The 16,588-nt window shown below is 62.0% G+C and carries 15 protein-coding genes; 14 read left to right on the top strand and 1 reads right to left on the bottom strand.

Features of this window, described 5'->3' with window-relative positions; translation table 11 throughout:
• Positions 1-243: 243 nt before the first annotated feature.
• Genes arnB through ACKUG4_RS03390 form a run of 10 tightly spaced genes read left to right on the top strand, consistent with a single transcriptional unit; the run spans position 244 to position 11,203 of the window.
• Positions 244-1,392 (top strand): UDP-4-amino-4-deoxy-L-arabinose aminotransferase, encoded by a 1,149-nt coding sequence (gene arnB / locus ACKUG4_RS03345; RefSeq protein ID WP_445433426.1) that lies wholly within the window; start codon positions 244-246, stop codon positions 1,390-1,392.
• Positions 1,389-2,411: an undecaprenyl-phosphate 4-deoxy-4-formamido-L-arabinose transferase gene (gene arnC / locus ACKUG4_RS03350; RefSeq protein ID WP_445433427.1), complete on the top strand. Its 1,023-nt coding sequence runs from the start codon at positions 1,389-1,391 to the stop codon at positions 2,409-2,411. Before arnB ends, arnC begins: the two co-directional genes overlap by 4 nt.
• A complete protein-coding gene (gene arnA / locus ACKUG4_RS03355) occupies positions 2,408-4,399 on the top strand; it encodes a bifunctional UDP-4-amino-4-deoxy-L-arabinose formyltransferase/UDP-glucuronic acid oxidase ArnA (RefSeq protein WP_445433428.1) in 1,992 nt (663 codons plus the stop codon). Before arnC ends, arnA begins: the two co-directional genes overlap by 4 nt.
• The gene (gene arnD / locus ACKUG4_RS03360) at positions 4,399-5,283 is read left to right on the top strand and encodes a 4-deoxy-4-formamido-L-arabinose-phosphoundecaprenol deformylase (RefSeq protein WP_445433429.1); all 885 of its coding nucleotides are present in this window, start codon (positions 4,399-4,401) and stop codon (positions 5,281-5,283) included. Before arnA ends, arnD begins: the two co-directional genes overlap by 1 nt.
• Positions 5,280-6,929, top strand: a complete 1,650-nt coding sequence (gene arnT, locus ACKUG4_RS03365; RefSeq protein WP_445433430.1) for a lipid IV(A) 4-amino-4-deoxy-L-arabinosyltransferase — start codon at positions 5,280-5,282, stop codon at positions 6,927-6,929. Before arnD ends, arnT begins: the two co-directional genes overlap by 4 nt.
• Entirely contained in the window at positions 6,926-7,270 is a 345-nt protein-coding gene (arnE, locus tag ACKUG4_RS03370; protein ID WP_440812470.1) for a 4-amino-4-deoxy-L-arabinose-phosphoundecaprenol flippase subunit ArnE, read from the top strand. Before arnT ends, arnE begins: the two co-directional genes overlap by 4 nt.
• Positions 7,267-7,671, top strand: a complete 405-nt coding sequence (gene arnF, locus ACKUG4_RS03375; RefSeq protein ID WP_440812468.1) for a 4-amino-4-deoxy-L-arabinose-phosphoundecaprenol flippase subunit ArnF — start codon at positions 7,267-7,269, stop codon at positions 7,669-7,671. Before arnE ends, arnF begins: the two co-directional genes overlap by 4 nt.
• Entirely contained in the window at positions 7,668-9,047 is a 1,380-nt protein-coding gene (locus ACKUG4_RS03380; RefSeq protein ID WP_064596803.1) for a UDP-glucose dehydrogenase family protein, read from the top strand. Before arnF ends, ACKUG4_RS03380 begins: the two co-directional genes overlap by 4 nt.
• Positions 9,047-10,639 (top strand): ArnT family glycosyltransferase, encoded by a 1,593-nt coding sequence (locus ACKUG4_RS03385; RefSeq protein ID WP_445433431.1) that lies wholly within the window; start codon positions 9,047-9,049, stop codon positions 10,637-10,639. Before ACKUG4_RS03380 ends, ACKUG4_RS03385 begins: the two co-directional genes overlap by 1 nt.
• 36 nt (positions 10,640-10,675) lie before the next feature.
• A complete protein-coding gene (locus ACKUG4_RS03390; protein ID WP_445433432.1) occupies positions 10,676-11,203 on the top strand; it encodes a GNAT family N-acetyltransferase in 528 nt (175 codons plus the stop codon).
• Here ACKUG4_RS03390 and ACKUG4_RS03395 read toward each other — a convergent pair.
• The gene (locus ACKUG4_RS03395; RefSeq protein ID WP_064596810.1) at positions 11,187-12,152 is read right to left on the bottom strand and encodes a LysR family transcriptional regulator; all 966 of its coding nucleotides are present in this window, start codon (positions 12,150-12,152) and stop codon (positions 11,187-11,189) included. The two genes, ACKUG4_RS03390 and ACKUG4_RS03395, sit on opposite strands and share 17 nt — an antisense overlap.
• A 312-nt stretch (positions 12,153-12,464) precedes the next feature.
• On the opposite strand from ACKUG4_RS03395, the gene argH reads away from it, so the two are divergent.
• From argH to ACKUG4_RS03415, 4 genes are all read left to right on the top strand, one after another.
• Positions 12,465-13,892 (top strand): argininosuccinate lyase, encoded by a 1,428-nt coding sequence (gene argH / locus ACKUG4_RS03400; RefSeq protein WP_445433433.1) that lies wholly within the window; start codon positions 12,465-12,467, stop codon positions 13,890-13,892.
• Positions 13,893-14,042: 150 nt separating this feature from the next.
• Positions 14,043-14,921, top strand: a complete 879-nt coding sequence (locus ACKUG4_RS03405; protein ID WP_085610364.1) for an amino acid ABC transporter permease — start codon at positions 14,043-14,045, stop codon at positions 14,919-14,921.
• Positions 14,922-14,931: 10 nt separating this feature from the next.
• Positions 14,932-15,696 (top strand): amino acid ABC transporter ATP-binding protein, encoded by a 765-nt coding sequence (locus tag ACKUG4_RS03410; protein ID WP_039768627.1) that lies wholly within the window; start codon positions 14,932-14,934, stop codon positions 15,694-15,696.
• A 39-nt stretch (positions 15,697-15,735) separates the two neighbouring features.
• Entirely contained in the window at positions 15,736-16,560 is an 825-nt protein-coding gene (locus ACKUG4_RS03415) for an ABC transporter substrate-binding protein (RefSeq protein ID WP_445433434.1), read from the top strand.
• Positions 16,561-16,588: the final 28 nt, after the last annotated feature.

The raw sequence follows: 16,588 nt of genomic DNA on the forward strand, positions 1-16,588 counted from the left end.
CGGAAGAAGTCTGAACGGTGGCTGTATAAGTTTCAGATAGACGATTCGCCAACCGCTTTTTCATGTTCCTTTCACAAAAACGCGCATAACCTTAATTGCATCCAGTGGGCCCCGAATGGCTCACAACGTGCCGTCCGGGGACGCAAAAGTCAATCAGGCATTCCCCGGGCGGTACTTCAAACCCTTGAAAACACGTGTTTTTCAGACAATTGGCTGAAGGATGGCTGTCGCCCCGAGGTTCTTATGAGTCAAGCGTTTCTCCCGTTTTCCCGGCCCAGTATCGGTGCAGAAGAAATTGCCGCCGTCGAACAAGTATTGCGTTCGGGCTGGATCACCACCGGGCCGAAGAATCAGGCATTGGAAGAACACTTCGGCAACTATGTCGGTAGTCGGCATGCCGTGGCACTTTCCTCGGCCACCGGGGCCATGCATGTAACTTTACTGGCGCTGGAAATCGGCCCCGGCGATGAAGTCATCACCCCGTCGCAGACCTGGGTGTCCACCGCCAACATGATTTCCCTGCTCGGCGCCACGCCGGTGTTCGTCGATGTCGACCGCGACACCCTGATGACCGACGCCGCGCGCATCGAAGCCGCCATCACCCCGCGCACCAAAGCAATCATTCCGGTGCATTACGCCGGCGCCGCGTTTGATCTCGACCCGCTCTACGCCCTGGCCGAAAAGCACGGTATCGCCGTGATCGAAGACGCTGCCCACGCCGCCGGCACCCGCTACAAGGGCCGCCACGTGGGTTCGCAAGGCACCGCGATCTTTTCTTTCCACGCGATCAAGAACATGACCTGCGCCGAAGGCGCGATGTTCGTCACCGATGATGAAGCGTTGGCCAACCGCGTGCGCATGCTCAAGTTTCATGGCCTGGGCGTCGATGCCTACGACCGCCTGACCCATGGCCGCAAACCCCAGGCCCAGGTGATCGAGCCCGGCTTCAAATACAACCTGGCCGACATCAACGCCGCGATTGCCCTGGTGCAACTGGAGCGTCTGGACGCGATCAACGCCCGTCGCACCGAACTGGCCACGCAATACCTGCAAAAACTCGAAGGCCTGCCCGTGCAACCGCTGGCCGTGCCGAACTACCCGCAACAGCACGCCTGGCACCTGTTCATCCTGCGCATCGACAGCGAACGCTGCGGCATGGACCGCGAAGCCTTCATGAAGGGTTTGCAGGATCAGGGCATCGGCACCGGCATTCACTTCATCGCCACCCACCTGCACACCTGGTATCGCCAGCGTGAGCCGCATCTGTCCCTGCCCGACACCGAGTGGAACTCGGCGCGGCTGTGCTCGATTCCCTTGTTTCCCGACATGACCGACCAGGATCTGGACCGGGTCGTCGGAGCCATTGAACACCTGATGGGGAAACGCCCGTGAGACCTTATCCGATTCATTGTGTGTCGATCGTCATCCCGGTCTACAACGAAGAAGACAGCCTGCCGGAACTGCTGCGCCGCACCCAGGCCGCCTGCCAGCAATTGCGCCATGACTACGAAATCGTGCTGGTCGACGACGGCAGTCGTGACGCCTCCGCGCAATTGCTCGAAGACGCTGCCTCGGTCGATGACAGCCCGTTTGTGGCCGTCATCCTCAACCGCAACTACGGCCAGCACGCAGCGATCATGGCCGGTTTCGAGCAGTGCAAGGGCGACGTGGTGATCACCCTCGACGCCGACCTGCAGAATCCGCCGGAAGAAATCCCGCGACTGGTGGCCGAGGCCGAAAAAGGTTTTGACGTGGTCGGCACCGTGCGCGGCAATCGCCAGGATTCGGCGCTGCGTCGCTACCCCTCGAAACTGATCAACCTCGCCGTGCAACGCTCCACCGGCGTTGCCATGAGCGATTACGGCTGCATGCTGCGCGCTTACCGCCGCACCATCATCGACGCAATGCTCGCCTGCCGCGAGCGCAGCACGTTCATTCCGATCCTCGCCAACAGCTTCGCCCGCCACACCACGGAAATCACCGTGGCCCACGCCGAGCGCAAGCACGGTGATTCGAAATACAGCCCGATGCGTTTGATCAACCTGATGTTCGACCTGATCACTTGCATGACCACCACGCCCCTGCGGCTGCTGAGCATCGTCGGCTTTGCCATGGCCGGGCTCGGCGTGCTGTTCGCGGCGGCACTGATCGTCATGCGCCTGGCCTTTGGTGCCGGATGGGCCGGCGACGGCCTGTTCGTACTGTTCGCCGTGCTGTTCGTGTTCACCGGCGGCCAGTTCATCGGCATGGGTCTGCTCGGCGAATACCAGGGCCGCATGTACAGCGACGTGCGCGCTCGTCCACGTTTCTTCATTGAAAAAGTCCTGCGCGGCCATCCCGCCACGCCGGCCCCCGCCATCACCGTTGACGGCCTCACTTCCAACTCCACGTCCGATCAGGTTCTCTCATGAGCGCAAAAACCGTTGTCTTCGCTTACCACGATATTGGCTGCGCCGGCATTCAAGCCCTGCTCGACAGTGGCTATGACATTGCGGCGGTATTTACCCATGCCGATGACCCGAAGGAGAACACCTTCTACGCCTCTGTTGCACAACTGTGCGCCAACAAAGGCATCGCGGTTCACGCACCGGAAGACGCCAACCATCCGCTGTGGATCGAGCGGATCGCCAAGCTCGACCCGGATTACATCTTCTCGTTCTACTACCGCAACCTGCTGAGCGAGCCGCTGCTGGCGCTGGCCAAAAAAGGCGCGTTCAACCTGCACGGCTCCTTGTTGCCGCGCTACCGTGGCCGCGCGCCGGCCAACTGGGTGCTGGTCAACGGCGAAACCGAAACCGGTGTCACCCTGCACCGTATGGTCAAACGCGCCGACGCCGGCGCCATCCTCGCCCAACAACGTGTAGCCATCGAACGCAGCGACACCGCGCTGAGCCTGCACGGCAAACTGCGGATCACCGCCAGCGACCTGCTACGCGATGCATTGCCGGCGATGTTGCACGGCAAACTGCGGGAAACCCCGCAGGACGAATCCCAGGCCACGGTGTTCGGCCGTCGCACCCCGGCGGACGGCAAACTGGTCTGGGCGCAACCGGCCGAAAAACTGTTCAACCTCGTGCGGGCCGTGACTCAGCCCTACCCCGGCGCCTTCTGCGCCGTGGGCGAGCACAAGCTGATCGTGTGGAGCGCCGAAGTCGTCAAGGGCAACGAAGGCCAGGCGCCGGGCCGGGTCATCAGCGTCGATCCGCTGCGCATCGCCTGCGGTGAAGATTCGCTGGTGATCAACGCCGGCCAGCGCAACGACAACGGCCTGTACCTGAGCGGCCCGCAACTGGCCAATGAACTGGGTCTGGTGGACGGCTCGCTGCTGCGCGGTGCCGAATCCGGCCGTGGCCCGCGCCGTACACGGGTGCTGATCCTTGGCGTCAACGGCTTCATCGGCAACCATTTGTCCGAGCGTCTGCTGCGTGACGAGCGCTATGAAGTCTATGGCCTGGACATCGGCTCCGATGCCATCGACCGCCTGCGCAGCCACCCCCGTTTTCACTTCGTCGAAGGCGACATCAGCATTCATTCGGAGTGGATCGAGTACCACATCAAGAAATGCGACGTGGTCCTGCCGCTGGTGGCCATTGCCACGCCGATCGAATACACGCGCAACCCGCTGCGGGTGTTCGAGCTCGACTTCGAAGAAAACCTGAAACTGGTGCGCTACTGCGTCAAATACAACAAGCGCGTGATCTTCCCGTCGACCTCGGAAGTCTATGGCATGTGCCAGGACAAGCACTTCGACGAAGACAGCTCGAACCTGATCGTCGGCCCGATCAACAAACAGCGCTGGATCTACTCGGTGTCCAAGCAACTGCTGGACCGGGTGATCTGGGCCTACGGCGCCAAGGGCCTGAACTTCACCCTGTTCCGCCCCTTCAACTGGATGGGCCCACGGCTGGATCGCCTCGATTCGGCGCGCATCGGCAGCTCCCGCGCCATCACCCAGTTGATCCTCAATCTGGTGGAAGGCACGCCGATCCGCCTGTTCGACGGCGGCGAGCAGAAACGCTGCTTCACCGACATCGCCGACGGCGTCGAAGCACTGGCGCGGATCATCGATAACGACAACGACGTCTGCAACGGCCAGATCATCAACATCGGCAACCCGGACAACGAAGCGAGCATTCGCCAGTTGGGCGAGGAACTGCTGCGCCAGTTCGAGGCACATCCGTTGCGCAGCAACTTCCCGCCGTTCGCCGGTTTCCGCGACGTGGAAAGCAAGGCGTTCTACGGCGCCGGTTATCAGGATGTCGAGCACCGCAAACCAAGCATTGCCAACGCCAAGCGCCTGCTGGACTGGACGCCGACCGTGGAAATGCGCGAGACCATCGGCAACACGCTGGATTTCTTCCTGCGTGAGGCCATGGCCGAAATCGAGAGCAAGCGTTAATGCAGGCCGGCCTGCGCATCGACGTCGACACCTTTCGCGGCACCCGTGAAGGCGTGCCGCGTCTGCTCGACATCCTCGACGAGGCGCAGATCAAGGCGACATTTTTCTTCAGTGTCGGCCCGGACAACATGGGCCGGCATCTGTGGCGCCTGATCCGTCCGCAGTTCCTGTGGAAGATGCTGCGTTCCAACGCCGCCAGCCTGTACGGCTGGGACATCCTGCTGGCCGGCACGGCCTGGCCGGGCAAGCCGATCGGCCGCGACCTCGGGCACCTGATGCGTCAGGCCCGGGCCGCCGGCCACGAAGTCGGCCTGCACGCCTGGGATCACCACGGCTGGCAGGCCAATGCCGGGCGCTGGAGCGATGCGCAACTGGTCGAGCAGATCCGTCAGGGCGTCGACACTTTGGGCGACATCCTTGGCGAAAAGGTCACGTGCTCGGCCGCCGCCGGTTGGCGTGCGGACGAGCGTGTGATCGAAGCCAAGCAGGCCTTCGGCTTTCGCTACAACAGCGATTGCCGAGGGCAGCGGCTGTTCCGGCCGTTGCTGGCCGATGGCTCGGTCGGTGCGCCACAGATTCCGGTGGACCTGCCGACCTTCGATGAAGTGGTAGGGCCGAGCGTGACAGCGAAGGATTTCAACGCCTTCATCCTCGAACGGTTCCGCCCTGAAAACCTCAACGTCTACACCATTCACGCCGAAGTAGAAGGGATTCTGATGGCCGAAGACTTTCGTCGACTGCTGGCCGACGCGCGCCAGCGACATATCAACTTTCAGCCCCTGGGCGATTTGCTGCCCGAATTTCTCAACACCCTGCCCGTCGGCCGTGTGCAACGCGGCACTCTCCAAGGCCGTGAAGGCTGGCTGGGAGTGCAAGGCGCATGAGCAAACGCTGGGCATTGCCGCTGTTGCTGGGGATTTTCCTGCTGGCCTATCTGTTGCCGTTGGGCAGCCACGGTTTGTGGATTCCCGATGAAACCCGTTATGCGCAGATCAGCCAGGAGATGCTGCTGAGCGGCAACTGGATGTCGCCGCATTTCATGAGCCTGCGTTACTTCGAAAAACCGGCAGCCGGTTACTGGATGATTGCCATCGGGCAGGCCGTGTTCGGGCAAAACCTGTTTGGCGTGCGGTTTGCTTCGGCCCTGAGCACCGGGTTGAGCGTGCTGCTGTGCTTCCTCATCGCCCGCCGTTTGTGGAACGACCCGCGCAAAAGCTTCGTCTGCGCCCTGCTCTACATGAGTTTCGTCATCGTAACCGGCCAGGCCGGTTACGCCAACCTCGATCCGCAATTCACTTTGTGGGTCAACCTGAGTCTGGTGGCGCTGTGGTTTGCCCTCGACAGCCGTTCCAATGGTCAGCGGATCGCCGGCTGGGCGGTGCTGGGTCTGGCCTGCGGCATGGGGTTCATGACCAAGGGTTTTCTCGCCTGGCTGTTGCCGGTGCTGATCGCGTTGCCGTGGATGCTCTGGCAAAAACGCTGGAAGGAATTGCTGCTGTACGGCCCGGTGGCCATTGCGGTGGCGATCATCGTCAGCCTGCCGTGGGTGTTGGCGGTTCATGGTCAGGAACCGGATTACTGGCGGTTCTTCTTCTGGCATGAGCACATTCGTCGGTTTGCCGGTGACGACGCCCAGCATGACGCGCCGTGGTGGTTCTATCTGCCGCTGCTGGTGGCCTTCAGTCTACCGTGGGTCGGGATGCTGCCGGTGGCGCTGAAGCAGGCGTGGCAGACCCGCCGCGACACCAGCATCGCGTTTCTCGGCCTGTGGCTGCTGATGCCGCTGCTGTTCTTCAGCCTGAGCAACGGCAAGCTGCCGACCTACATCCTGCCGTGCCTGCTGCCGCTGGCGTTGCTGTTGGGCCACGCGCTGGCCGATCGCTTGCGTCTGGAGCACGGCCGGGCGCTGGGCCTCAATGGTCTACTGAATCTGTTGCTGGGCATCGTCACGCTGATCGGGCTGGTTTACGTGCAGCTCAAGCGTCCGTTGTACGACCACGAATTACACAGTCTGGTGCTGGTGTTCATCGCCCTGACCGGCTGGATCATCAGCAACCTGCTGCAGGCCTTCCGCCCGTTGCAATGCTGGGCGGCGCCGGCAGTGGGCAGCCTGCTGCTGATCGCATTGCTGCCGGCGGCACTGCCCAAATCGGTGGTGGCGAACAAGATGCCGGACCAGTTCGTCCTCGCCCACCAATCGGAACTGGCGACCACTACGCACCTGTTGAGCAACGACCTGGGCGCCGCGTCGGCCCTGTCCTGGCGGGTCAAACGCCCGCAGGTGGCGCTGTACAACACGATAGGCGAATTGAAATATGGCCTTGCCTATCCTGACGGCATTCACCAACGGGTCGATCCCGATCAGGTGCAACAGTGGATGCGCGAAGCCCGCAAGACCGGTTCGGTCGGCGTGGTGATGCGGGTCAAGGGGCAAGACGAACTGGACGAACTCGACAGACTGCCCAAGGACGGCGTTCGTTATGAGCAAGGCAACCTGGTGATCATGATTCTTCCGCAGGAGGCGTCATGAGTCTGTGGTTGCTGTTGCTCGCCTGCCTGCTGACCTGCCTGGGCCAGGTCGCGCAGAAATTCGCCGTCGAGCGCTGGCGCGGCGCGAGCCTGTCGTGGTCGCGCAAAGTGCGCTCGCCGTGGCTGTGGCTGGCGCTGTTTGCCCTCGGTGCCGGTCTGCTGGTGTGGCTGCTGGTGTTGCAGCGCCTGCCGGTCGGCATCGCCTACCCGATGCTCAGCCTCAATTTCGTGATCATCACCCTGATCGCCCGCTTCGCATTCAAGGAGCCCGTCGACGTTCAGCACTGGTTCGGCGTGTTGCTGGTGATTGGTGGCGTGGCTTTGTTGGGGCAACAGTCATGAACTCGCGTCGTGGAATCGTCTTCGCCCTCGCCAGTGTGCTGCTGGTCAGCATGGCGCAATTGAGCATGCGCTGGAGCATGACGCGCCTGCCCCGGCCGGATCAGTGGCTGTCCGTGCCCAGCGTCGATTCAACCGCGCTGGCCGTGGTGCTCGCGGCGATCTTCGCCTATGCGCTGTCGATGCTCTGCTGGCTCGCCGCCCTGCGCGATCTGCCGCTGGGCCGGGCCTATTCGCTGCTGAGCATCAGCTATGCGCTGGTGTACCTGCTGGCGGCCAGCCTGCCGCTGTTCAACGAATCCTTCAGTTTCTCTAAATCACTGGGTGTGGCGCTGGTCATGCTCGGGGTCATCACCATCAACACTCGTCCGGCCCGTGCGCCCGAATTGAGGAGTTCGCCATGAAAATCACAGTGTTTGGTAGCGGTTATGTCGGTCTGGTGCAGGCCGCTGTGCTGGCCGAAGTCGGCCATGACGTGGTGTGCATGGACATCGATGAGAAAAAAGTCGAGCTGCTGCGCCAGGGTCACGTCAGCATCTTTGAGCCGGGGCTGGCCAGTCTGGTCCGCGAAGGCCTGGACGCCGGGCGCCTGCAATTCACCTGCGATGAAAAACTCGCGGTGCAGCACGGCAAGGTCGCGTTCATTGCCGTTGGCACCCCGTCGAAAGAAGACGGTTCGGCCGACCTGCGTTACGTGCTGTCGGTGGGTGACGCGGTGGCCCGGCACCGTGAACAGCCACTGATTCTGGTGGAAAAATCCACCGTACCCGTCGGCACCGGTGACACCTTGCGCACGCACCTGGACAAAGCCCTGGTCAAGGCCGGACGCCTGCTGCAGTTCGATATCGTCTCCAACCCGGAATTTCTCAAGGAAGGCTCGGCGGTCGCCGATTGCCGCCGGCCCGACCGGATCGTCATCGGCTGCGAACGCGAAGAAGTGCGCGACGTGATGCGCGACCTGTACTCGCCGTTCAACCGCAACCACGACCGCATCATGTTCATGGACCTGCGCAGCGCCGAGCTGACCAAGTACGCCGCCAACTGCATGCTGGCGACCAAGATCAGCTTCATCAACCAGATCGCCGAACTGGCCGAACACCTTGGTGCGGACATCGAGTCGGTGCGCCAGGGCATCGGCGCCGACAGCCGTATCGGCTATCACTTCATCTACCCCGGTTGCGGCTACGGCGGTTCGTGCTTCCCGAAAGACATGCGCGCGCTGATCCACAGCGCCGAAGAGGCGCACTGCTCCAGCGACTTGCTGCAAGCGGTGGAAGCAATCAACCAGCGGCAAAAACACAAACTGTTCGAGCGCATCAACGCGTTCTACAAGGGCGAATTGCGCGGCAAGACCTTCGCCGTCTGGGGCCTGGCCTTCAAACCCAACACTGACGATATGCGCGACGCGCCGAGCCGGGTCCTGCTCGAATCGCTGTGGGCCGCCGGCGCCAATGTGCGCGCGTTCGATCCGGAAGCGATGCAGGAAACCCAGCATCTGTACCCGGACGAATCGAAACTGATGCTGATGGGCACCCCGGAATCGGTACTCGCCGGTTCCGATGCGCTGATCATCTGCACCGAATGGCAGCAGTTCAAGGCGCCGGATTTCGACCTGATCCAACAACGCCTCAAGGCCCCGGTGATCTTCGACGGACGCAACCTGTACGACGCCGAACGCCTGGCCCGCAACGGCTTCCATTACTTCCCGATGGGCCGTGGCGAATCGCGCTCCCTGCCGATTCCTTTGCAGCAGTGGCCGCACGCCTCGGACGTGGCTTGATGGGGTTAACCCCCGCCCTGCGCCGGCAGTCCCTGATCGCAGGGCTGCTGGCGTTTCTGCTGTTCATCACTGGCGTGTACGGGCAGGCGCCCATCGGTTTCGACTCGCGCTTCGTGTTGTTCGCGCAGGAAATGCTCCGGCACGGGCCCAGTGTATTTCCCACCACTTACGGTGAGCCGTACGCCGATTATTCGGCGCTCTCGACCTTGTTCATCTGGCTGTTGTCGCTGCCGTTCGGCACGGTCAACAGCCTGACGGCGTGGTTGCCGAGCGCGGCTGCCGGCGCGGTGATCGTGACGTTGATGTATCGCTTGCTTGCGCCCTCATCCGTGCGTTGGGCGGTGGTCAGCATCGCGCTGCTGATGCTCACCAGCACCTTCATCACCGAGACCCGCGCGGTGTCGCAGGACCTGATGCTCGCCGCCGTGGCGTTTTCGGTGTTCTACCTCGGCTATGCCCACGACCATTTCGCTGCCGGTCGGCGCTGGCCGCTGGTGTTCCTTCTGTTGCTGCTGGGGTTCGGTATTCGCGGGCCGATCGGGCTGGTGGTGCCGAGCGGCATGCTCTGCAGTTACTACCTGCTGGATCGCCAGTGGTCGCGTCTGTTGACCTTCGGCGTGCTGGCTTCGCTGCTACTGGCGGCCGGCGTGGGGCTGCTGTTGTGGCTGGCGGAGGTCAGCGGCGGGCCGGCGTTTCGGCAGGACGTGATCCGCATGCAGTTCATGGGGCGCATGGACGGCAGCGAAGGCGTCAGCGGTTCGCTGTATTACTTCACCAGTTCTCTGGGCAACTATGCGCTGGCGTATCCGCTGGCCTTGCTCGCGCTGGCGGCGGCGTGGCTGAGCAAGCCACGGCAACGCGGCCCGGCCCTGCGACTGGTGCAGTATTGCGCCGCTGCGGGGTTGATCGTCATGGTCGGGCTGTCGATTCCACAGGCGAAAAAGGCCCGTTACCTGCTGCCGATGTTGCCCATGGCGGCGATCATTGCGGCGTATCCATTTCAGGTGGTGCATGGCCGGGTGTTTGCCTGGCTGCGCGTCGGCATGCAGGGGCTGTGGTTGTTGATTCCCGCGTTGTTGATCGCTTTGTTGTGGGTGGCGAAGCGGCGGTTTCCCGAGTCGTTGACCGATCTGACGCTGGTAATGATCGTGCTGGGATTGCTGCAACTGGCCGCTTTGTCACGGTTGTGGCGACCGCGCTGGCGAACCGAAGTCCTCGCGTTCAGCGCTGTGCTGGCGGTCTGGTCGGCCTACGTTCTGGTGTTCGAGCCGGTGGAACGGCTGCTCTACGACACGCGAACCTTCAGCCAGGCTGCGCTTGCGCGAATCCACGCGCAACCCGCGCCGCTGGTGTTGCACGGCATGGGCAAGGACGCCAAGGCCATCAAGTTCATGGTCAACGTCGATCAGGATCTGCAACCGCAGTTCAGCGAAACCACGCAAGCGCTCGAAGCACTCAAGGGGCCGGCATGGTTGATGATGGATCGCAGCGACTATCGAGCGCTGCAAGGCACGCCGCTCGGGGCGTTGCAGCCTGCGTTGAGCGGCCGTTTCGATAAAAACGATTATGTGTTGCTGTGGCTGGCGCCTTAACCTGCGCGACGTGATTTCCACAGGGACCGCTGACTGATGACCTTTACCGTGCGACAGGCCCTTGCAGCTGATGCCATCGCCCTCCCCGCCATCGAGCGTTCGGCCGCCGCGCTGTTTCGACTCGACCCTTCACTGGCCTGGCTGGCGGATGCCGCTGTGCCGCAGGCTTCGGCGCATTTGCCGGCCATTGAACGGGGTGAACTGTGGGTGGCGCAAAACAACGACGGGCAACTTGCAGGTTTTTTAAGGGCGGTGACGGTCGACCAACAGTTGCACATTGAGGAACTGTCCGTCAGCCAACACTTTCAGGGCCGGGGTGTCGGTCGCAAGTTGCTGTTGGCGGCGATTGAACAGGCACGCCTGTGGCAACTTCGGGCGGTGACGCTGACGACCTTTCGCGATCTGCCGTGGAATGCGCCGTTCTATCAACGCATGGGTTTTGCGCTATTGAACGCCGAGGAAAAGGACGCGCGTCTGAACCATGTATTGCGCGATGAAATCGCTCACGGATTGCCCGGCGAGCGACGTTGCGCCATGCGCCTGATGCTCACGCCGTCGCCTTGAGATCGACCCCCAGCGCCTGGGCGAACGCCTTGACCAACGGACTGCGCACGGTGTTGTGGCGCAGGATCAAATTGAACGGCGTGACGAAGTGGATCAGTTCCGGGCACACCGCGCGAAACTGCCCGGCGGCCACCAGCGTGGCGGCGTAGTGCTGGGGCAGAAAGCCCACGAAACGCCCGGTCTTGATCAACAATGCCACCGCTTCGACCTGGGTCGCCGAGGCGGAAAAACTGTCGTAGCGGGCGAAGTTGAGCTTGTCGCGATGGATCGCGTAGCGGTGGTTGATGCACTCGTAATCCTGCAGCACGTTGCCGCCCATCTGCTCCGTCGGCATCTCGAACAACGGATGGCCGACGGCGCAGTAAGCCTGCGAGCGTTCTTCATAGAGCGGGTAATAATCGAACTCTTCGCGCTTTTGATAAACCGGGACTATTCCGGCAACTAAGCGACCTTCCACCACGCCTCTTTCCACTTCATCCAACTGGGTCGCCTGAAGTTGAAACCTTACTTTCGGGGAATGTTCATTTATCTTTCTAAGCGCGGCAACTAACGGTGAATTATCGTCGCTAATCGTATTGTCGATCACCCCCACTCCAAGATCGCCGATAAGTTCGTTCTGCGCTGAACTAAGCCGGTCACGAAAGTTGTCGACCGAAGCAAACAGATCGATCGACGCCTGATACACCAGACGCCCTTCTTCGGTCAGGTGAAACCCTTCGCGCCCCCGGGTACACAGGCGCATGCCGATGCGGATTTCCAGGTCGGAGATCTGTTTGCTGATCGCGGCCAGGCCCACATTCAGCTCGTTTTGCGCCGCGCTGAAGCCGCCGGCCTCGACCACCGCCTTGAACACCTTGAGCAGTTTGAAATCCAGTCCGCTGAGGGCCAACGGTGCCCGGTGAGCGGTTTTGACCGGTGGGTTTCCGGAATTGGAAAGTGGGGTTTCCATAATGCTGATTTACCTCTGGCGCAATGTTCAACAATCTGTGTCCAACAACAAAAACATCGCCGGCTAATAATAATGATCACAGAAAACCAGCCTTGGCAACCGCCAGAAAATCCCGAACATCAGTGCCAACTCACTGATCGCCAAACATTAAAAGCTGACACTTCGATCAGCTCTTGTCTCTTTGCAACTGCCCTCTTGAAAACTGCTTTGGCCTGATTCTGTCTGCCGCTTCTGTCCACTAATTGGCCGGCACGATTTTTCAGGGCCCAGCACACCGATTTCAGTTCGCGTTACCGACGAGGAAAACAACAAATGTCTCAAACCACCGACCGTCTCTGGGGTGCCCGTTTCAAAAGCGGCCCGTCCGCAGCCCTGGCGGCCCTGTCCCGTTGCCCCGAGCGCTATTTCCGCCTGACGCCGTACGATCTGGCCGGCTCCAAGGCCCACGCCGGGGAACTGCAACGTGCCGGCCTGCTCGACGAGCAGGAAACCCGCACGATGATCGAAGCCCTGGACGGCATCGGTGCCGATTTTGCTGCCGGGCGCACCGCCCCGACCCTGGACGACGAAGACGTTCACACCTTCATCGAGCGCCTGCTGACCGAACGCCTCGGCGCACTGGGCGGCAAGCTGCGCGCCGGCCGTTCGCGCAACGACCAGACCGCCAACGACCTGCGCCTGTTCCTGCGTGACCACGTGCGCACCCTGGCCGTGGAAGTGCTGGCCCTGCAAACGGCGCTGGTGGATCAGGCCGAGCAGCACATCGAAAGCATCTGCCCGGGTTTCACTCACTTGCAGCAGGCGCAACCGATCGTGTTCGCCCATCACCTGCTGGCCCACGCGCAATCGATGTTGCGTGACGTGCAACGCCTAGTGGATTGGGACGCGCGCACTTCGCTGTCGCCCCTCGGTGCCGCAGCCATGGCGGGTTCCGCGATTGCTCGCCAGCCGCAGCAATCGGCCAGGGAAATGGGCTACGCCGGGGTCTGCGAAAACTCCATCGACGCTGTGGCCAGCCGCGATCACGTCGCCGAATTCCTGTTCATCGCCAGCATGCTCGGGATCAACATCTCGCGTCTGGCCGAAGAGTTCTGCCTGTGGTCGTCGCGCCAGTTCCGTTGGGTCGATCTGGACGACGCCTACGCCACCGGCAGCTCGATCATGCCGCAGAAGAAAAATCCCGACATCGCCGAACTGGCGCGGGGCAAGGCTGGCCGTCTGATCGGCAACCTGACCGGCCTGCTCTCGACCCTCAAATCCCTGCCGCTGTCGTACAACCGCGACCTGAGCGAAGACAAGAATGGCGTGCTCGACAGCGTCGACACCCTGCTGCTGGTGCTGCCGGCCATGGCCGGGATGGTCGCGACCATGACCGTCAACGTCGAGGAACTGCGGCGTCAGGCACCGCTGGGTTTCACCCTCGCCACCGAAGTCGCCGACTGGCTGGCGGTGCGCGGTGTGCCGTTCAAGGAAGCCCACGAAATCACCGGCGCGCTGGTGCAGGCCTGCGAGAAACACGGCATCGAACTGTGGGAAGCCTCGCCGGCGCTGCTGGCCGAGATCGACCCGCGCCTCACGGCAGACGTGCGAGACAGCCTGACCCTGGAGGCCGCCATCGCAGCCCGCAGCGGCTGGGGCGGCACCGCACCGCAACAGGTGCGCGAGCAGATCGGCCGCCTGAAAACCGCCCTCGCCGCACAGCGGCAGTGGACCGAAAACTACCAGGGCTTCCGCCTCTAACGGCCAATACGCAAACCCTGTAGGAGCGAGCCTGCTCGCGATGGCGATGGATCAGCCAGCAGAGATGTCGAGAGTGCTACAGCAATCGCGAGCAGGCTCGCTCCCACAGTGGAATGCGGTGGATTTGAAAGTACAGTTCGGAGAAACACCATGAGCCAGACTCAGGCAGAACGACTCCAGGCGGAGCGCAAACTGGCGGAAAACCAGTTCGACATTACCCAGTACCAGCACGTGCCACGGCGTTATTACGGGCGGATCTTTTTCGCCACGTTGATTGTGATCGCGATCATCGGTCTGGTGCGCGCCTTCGCCGAAGGCAAGATCGAATGGTCGTACATCGGCCAGTTCCTCACCTCCGAAGCGATCATGTGGGGCCTGTTCAACACGATCATCATGGCCGTACTCGCCATGGCGCTGGGCATCGTGTTCGGCGTGATCACCGCGATCATGCGCATGTCGGCCAACCCGATCCTGCGCTACGTGGCCGTGACCTACACCTGGCTGTTTCGCGGTACGCCGCTGATCCTGCAACTGCTGTTGTGGTTCAACCTGGCGCTGATCTTCCCCACCATCGGCATTCCCGGCCTGTTCGAACTCGACACCGTGAGCCTGATGACCCCGTTCGTGGCCGCCCTGCTCGGCTTGAGCATCAACCAGGGCGCCTACACCGCTGAAGTGGTGCGCGCCGGCCTGCTGTCCGTGGACACCGGCCAGTACGAAGCAGCCAAGTCGATCGGCATGCCGCGCCTGCAGGCGCTGCGCCGGATCATCCTGCCCCAGGCCATGCGGATCATCATTCCGCCGGTCGGCAACGAATTCATCGGCATGGTGAAAATGACCTCGCTGGCGAGCGTCATCCAGTACTCGGAACTGCTCTACAACGCCCAGAACATTTACTACGCCAACGCCCGGGTCATGGAGCTGCTGATCGTCGCCGGTATCTGGTACCTGGCCACCGTCACCGTCCTGTCCTTTGGTCAAAGCCGTCTGGAGCGTCGTTTCGCTCGCGGCGCCGGCAAGCGTTCTTGAGGAGTCGAACATGAGAAACATCGTCAAGGCCGTGAGCCTGAACAAATATTACGACCAGTACCACGCGCTCAAGGACATCAACATCGAGGTCGAGCAAGGCGAAGTGCTGTGCATCATCGGCCCGTCCGGCTCGGGCAAGAGCACCCTGCTGCGCTGCGTCAACCAGTTGGAAAAGATCGACAAGGGCGGCCTGTGGGTCGACGGCGAACTGGTCGGCTACCGCGTGGTCGGGCACAAGCTGCACGAACTCAACGAGTCGCAGATCGCCCGCCAGCGCCTGGCCACCGGCATGGTGTTCCAGCGCTTCAACCTGTTCCCGCACATGACCGTGCTGCAAAACATCATCGAAGGCCCGTGTCAGGTGCTCAAGCGTTCGCCCAAGGAGGCGCACGAAGAAGCCCTGGAACTGCTGGCCCGGGTCGGCCTAGCCGACAAACGCAACAGCTACCCGATCGAACTGTCGGGCGGTCAGCAGCAACGGGTGGCGATTGCCCGCGCGCTGGCCATGCGACCCAAGCTGATGCTGTTCGATGAACCCACTTCGGCACTCGACCCGGAACTGGTCGGTGAGGTGCTGTCGGTGATGCGCGATCTGGCGCAGACCGGCATGACCATGATCGTCGTCACCCATGAACTGGGCTTCGCCCGGGAGGTTTCCAACCGCATGGTGTTCATGGACGGCGGGCAGATCGTGGAGGCTGGAAGCCCCGAAGAAATACTAATAAGTCCGCAAAACCCGCGCACCCAAAGCTTCATTTCTGCCGTTCGAACCTGAGGCCCCTTTGGCCTTCACAACACTCATAAGAGAACGTCCATGAAGAACTTCGTCATTCCAGCAGTACTCACCTCCCTCATGTCTTCCGGTGTCGCCGTGGCCGCCGAGTTGCCGGCCAGCATCAAGGAAAAAGGCGAGATCGTCGTCGCGATCATGCCCAACTATCCGCCGATGGACTTCAAGGACCCGGCCACCAACAAGCTCACCGGCCTTGACTACGACCTGGGCAACGCCCTGGCCGAACGTCTCGGGGTGAAGATCAAGTGGCAGGAAACCGGCTTCGAGCAAATGATCAACGCCCTGACCACCGACCGCGTGGACATGGTCCTGTCGGGCATGACCGACACCGCCGAGCGCCAGGCCAGCGTGACCTTCGTCGACTACTTCACCAGCGGCCCGCAGTTCTACACCTTGCAGAAGAACACCGCGACCAACGAGATCATCGACCTGTGCGGCAAGAAAGTCGGCACCAGCCGCCGCACCACGTTCCCGGCGGAAATCGCCGAGTGGAGCAAGGCCAACTGTGAAGCCGCCGGGAAACCGGCGATCAACGTGATCGGTACCGAAGGCTCGGCCGACGCCCGTGCGCAACTGCGCCAGAGCCGTATCGACGCGGCGATGCAGGGCAGCGAAACCCTGTCGTACCTCAAGACCCAGGAAAAGGACATGTACAAGACGGTCGGCCAGCCGATCTCCGTGCAGTTCACCGGGCTGGGCGTGAGCAAGAAAAAGCCTGAGCTGAGTGAAGCGGTGAAAGTGGCGCTGCAGAGCATGGTGGATGACGGCAGCTATGGCGCGATCCTGAAGAAGTGGGATCTGGAGTTGGGTGCCATTAAGACGGTGACCGTCAACGCCGGCAAGTAACGGTCAAGATCGCCTCCCCTCACCCCAG

It is taken from the genome of Candidatus Pseudomonas auctus (genome assembly GCF_048654275.1).
GTDB lineage: Bacteria > Pseudomonadota > Gammaproteobacteria > Pseudomonadales > Pseudomonadaceae > Aquipseudomonas > Aquipseudomonas pharyngis.

Bases quoted from the DNA above. Each gene is read 5' to 3' on its own strand.
- arnB (WP_445433426.1), top strand. From the start codon at position 244: ATGAGTCAAGCGTTTCTCCCGTTTTCCCGGCCCAGTATCGGTGCAGAA.
- arnA (WP_445433428.1), top strand. From the start codon at position 2,408: ATGAGCGCAAAAACCGTTGTCTTCGCTTACCACGATATTGGCTGCGCC.
- arnD (WP_445433429.1), top strand. From the start codon at position 4,399: ATGCAGGCCGGCCTGCGCATCGACGTCGACACCTTTCGCGGCACCCGT.
- arnT (WP_445433430.1), top strand. From the start codon at position 5,280: ATGAGCAAACGCTGGGCATTGCCGCTGTTGCTGGGGATTTTCCTGCTG.
- arnE (WP_440812470.1), top strand. From the start codon at position 6,926: ATGAGTCTGTGGTTGCTGTTGCTCGCCTGCCTGCTGACCTGCCTGGGC.
- arnF (WP_440812468.1), top strand. From the start codon at position 7,267: ATGAACTCGCGTCGTGGAATCGTCTTCGCCCTCGCCAGTGTGCTGCTG.
- ACKUG4_RS03380 (WP_064596803.1), top strand. From the start codon at position 7,668: ATGAAAATCACAGTGTTTGGTAGCGGTTATGTCGGTCTGGTGCAGGCC.
- ACKUG4_RS03385 (WP_445433431.1), top strand. From the start codon at position 9,047: ATGGGGTTAACCCCCGCCCTGCGCCGGCAGTCCCTGATCGCAGGGCTG.
- ACKUG4_RS03390 (WP_445433432.1), top strand. From the start codon at position 10,676: ATGACCTTTACCGTGCGACAGGCCCTTGCAGCTGATGCCATCGCCCTC.
- ACKUG4_RS03395 (WP_064596810.1), bottom strand. From the start codon at position 12,152: ATGGAAACCCCACTTTCCAATTCCGGAAACCCACCGGTCAAAACCGCT.
- argH (WP_445433433.1), top strand. From the start codon at position 12,465: ATGTCTCAAACCACCGACCGTCTCTGGGGTGCCCGTTTCAAAAGCGGC.
- ACKUG4_RS03405 (WP_085610364.1), top strand. From the start codon at position 14,043: ATGAGCCAGACTCAGGCAGAACGACTCCAGGCGGAGCGCAAACTGGCG.
- ACKUG4_RS03410 (WP_039768627.1), top strand. From the start codon at position 14,932: ATGAGAAACATCGTCAAGGCCGTGAGCCTGAACAAATATTACGACCAG.
- ACKUG4_RS03415 (WP_445433434.1), top strand. From the start codon at position 15,736: ATGAAGAACTTCGTCATTCCAGCAGTACTCACCTCCCTCATGTCTTCC.